Origin of the sequence: Kribbella sp., assembly GCF_035687465.1 — a bacterium.
Classification (GTDB): Bacteria; Actinomycetota; Actinomycetes; order Propionibacteriales; family Kribbellaceae; genus Kribbella.
The window spans coordinates 1-2,524 of the sequence record NZ_DASRXP010000600.1; the positions used below are offsets into that span (position 1 = coordinate 1).

The following is a 2,524-nucleotide window of genomic DNA, read 5'->3' on the forward strand; positions in this document are numbered from 1 at the left end:
ATCAGGAAGAAGTCGTCTGCCAGGACGGCGCCGCCGAGCCAGAGCGGGAGGCGGATCAGAGCATCCGTGGTGAGGCTTTGGAGGAGCAGCCTGAGTCCCCACAATCCGAAGCCGATGCCCACGGCACCTAATGCGGCGCGTAGCAGTCTGATCCTCGTCATGTGATGACCTCCAGGCGGTGGACCCATTTGGTTTGGAGGACGCCAGGGCGGTTGGGAGCGATGATGCGGGCGGGGAATCCGTGGTCGAGGGCCAGTTCGCTGCCGTTCAGGCGGAGAGCGAGCAGGGTGAGGGGGTCTTCGGCGAACTGCGCGGGGAGTTCGCTGGTCGCGTAGAAGCCGCCCTTCTCCATCGAGACGACGCGGAGCCGGGAGCCCTCGGGGGCGCCGCAGAGCTTCAAGAGGTCCCTGATCCGGATGCCTTCCCAATGAGCACCCTGACTCCAACCCTCGACGCACGCGATCGGCAGTGCCGACCGATTCTGCGGAAGCTCACGCAGCTGATCCAGCGAGTAGGAAAGTTGCTGTGGGCCCATAACGGTGACACGCCAGTCGGCGTCGACCGCCGAGACTCCGGCATCCTTGGCGGTCCGGTTCACGGGCAGGCCTTGAGGACCGACGTTCGGCTTCCGCGGCGCCAGTACTGCGACTGGCCCGAAAGCTGGTACGGATTGGCCGACCGAGGTGATTCCGATCAGAGCACCCGCGCCCGCGACCGTCCGGAACAATCCGCGTCGACTCAGTCCGGTGATTGCTGGCGGCAACGAATCGGTCGTGGTCGGGACCGGCGTACGGTCGGCTGGGGTTCTTCGCCAGTTCGCTGTGATCAGTGGGAGTTTGACCGCCAGGTGCACCAGTAGGGCTCCGACAATGATCCACGCCAGTGCGTAATGCGTTTCCTTGAAGGGGAACGGCCACGGGTACCACTGCAGGGTGTTCAGGAATCCGATGAACAGCTCGAGTGCCATCGCGGCGACCAGGACGGCGATGGAGAGGCGCTCGAAGACCATGCCGAGGGCCTTGCGACTCGGCGGCCAGGGGAGCTTGGCGAACAACTTCGGGTAGACGGTCCAGAGCTTTGCCAGCAGCAACGGAACCGAGACGGTGCCGGTGAGTACGTGCAGGCCCTGGGTGACGCGGTAGAGCGAGGACGGGCGGCTGGGGATGTGTAACCAGCCGGGAGTGACCTGCTGGAAGTGGCTGAACAAGCCGGTCAGGAAGCAGATCGTGACGGCGATCCCGAGCCAGCGTCCGATCACGGTCGCCACTCGGGGGTGGTGCAGAGGTGACGCGAAGGATTTCTCGGTCGGGAGAACCGGCAACTTCATGCTCTCCATCACAACGCAGGAACGGCCGGTCTGGCGGCCGCTACCGGTTACTGCTCGCGAACGGTCGGGGCGGTCCGATGCCACCCTCTTCCCCTTAGGCTGAGGCTCTCGGTCGCGAGAGGAGACGGACACGTGAGGACGCAGCAGCGGTCGTCGGACGATGACGAGCGTGCGATGGCCGACCTCGCGGACGTGTCCGACTGGCGAAGGATCTGGGGACCGCCCGGGACCGGGGTCGAGGCGATCCGGGCGCTGGTCAGACGGGCCACCGAAGTCACCGGCTGGCGTCCGTGGGCGCCGGGGAAGATCGATCCCACGGAGTACACGTGGGGTCTTGTCACTCCCCGCGAGACGGTGATGCTGGTGCTGCCCGACGCGGTGCTGCCGGACAGTCCGCGGAGCGGGTGGTCGGCGTACGAGATCGGCCGGAACGAGGTCCGTGACGCCGAGGACGGGCTCGACGAGCACTGGCCCGATCAGCTCGAGTTGGCCCGGAAGCACTGGGGTGATCCGATCTTCGTCGGGCCGGGCAACGATCCCAGGATCCCCGAGGAGTGGCGCGACCGCCGTCGTCACCTGGCTGTCTGGTTGCGGCCGGGCGCCGAGTTCCACCTGTACGCGACCCAGCCGGCACCTGACGCGGCGACGGCCGCGGCCGGGTTCGGCTATTCCGTCTATGCGACCGAGGTGGCGTGATGGCGCTGGAAGAGCAGCTGTTCGAAGACATGGTCAGGGTGCTGCGGCGGCTGCACCAGACGCTGCGGAATCGCTTCGGTGGGCGACGCGGGCTGAGCCGCAGGCAGGTCGAGCGGGCCTCGCGGGAGGCGGTTCGCGATTGGCTGCGGGACGATCCCGAAGCTGACAGGGTTCGGCAGCAACTGTCGGACCGGGACTTCGAACAGCGGGTCCGCGCCGAGGTCGACCGCACTCTTGCTGAGAACGGCTACGGCCCGCTGGACCCGAACACCGACCTCAACCGGAACCTCGTCCCCGACAACCAGGACCGCATCACCGAGGACCTCGACGAACGCCGCGAGCAAGACCTCGAGAACGACGAAGACCGCGAAGAGCGCACGGACGAGCTCGACGACGGGCGAGAGGACCGCGAGCAGCCGGTCGAGCAGGAGGACCGCGCGGAGACGGTCGAGCAGGAGGACCGCGCGGAGACGGTCGAGGAAGACGGCCCCGAGGCGGAGC

At 67.2% G+C, this 2,524-nt stretch carries 3 protein-coding genes; 2 read left to right on the plus strand and 1 reads right to left on the minus strand.

What is annotated here, in order from left to right; all coding sequences use genetic code 11:
* Positions 1-157: 157 nt before the first annotated feature.
* Positions 158-1,327: a molybdopterin-dependent oxidoreductase gene (locus VFG33_RS31690; RefSeq protein WP_325056668.1), complete on the minus strand. Its 1,170-nt coding sequence runs from the start codon at positions 1,325-1,327 to the stop codon at positions 158-160.
* A gap of 132 nt (positions 1,328-1,459) precedes the next feature.
* Between VFG33_RS31690 and VFG33_RS31695 the strand changes: the two genes are divergently transcribed.
* On the plus strand, positions 1,460-2,023 hold the full coding sequence (locus tag VFG33_RS31695) for a hypothetical protein (protein ID WP_325056669.1): 564 nt from the start codon (positions 1,460-1,462) through the stop codon (positions 2,021-2,023).
* On the plus strand, positions 2,023-2,524 hold a 502-nt coding region (locus VFG33_RS31700), incomplete at its 3' end, for a hypothetical protein (protein ID WP_325056670.1). The genes VFG33_RS31695 and VFG33_RS31700, both read left to right, overlap by 1 nt.